The 307-nt window shown below is 66.1% G+C and carries 1 protein-coding gene; it reads left to right on the forward strand.

Annotated features, from left to right (window positions below; translation table 11 throughout):
- On the forward strand, positions 1-307 hold a 307-nt coding region (locus tag AC4HNJ_RS21750), incomplete at both ends, for a hypothetical protein (RefSeq protein WP_490481706.1).

The following is a 307-nucleotide window of genomic DNA, read 5'->3' on the forward strand; positions in this document are numbered from 1 at the left end:
TCGGCGGGCTGGCATGACTGGCTGCCGCCGAGCGAGCGATCCGCCGAGGCGGCTATGCCTCCCGCGGAGCGTCCTGCTCCTTCGACCGAGGTGCGTTCCGAGGCACCCGCGCCTCCCGTCCAGGCCCAGGAGCCACTGCGCTATGGCAATGAAGGCCAGGAGCTGCGCGAAAATCCTTATAGCGCCAACAACGGCAATGGCAACGGTGCTCCCCAACCGCAACACCAGGGGCAAGGCAGGGTAGCAATGAGCGGCGTAATGACCGCAATGATCGTAATGACCGCAATCGCCGTCGCCGCCACGAGCG

The organism is Dyella sp. SYSU CM1112 (genome assembly GCF_058216415.1).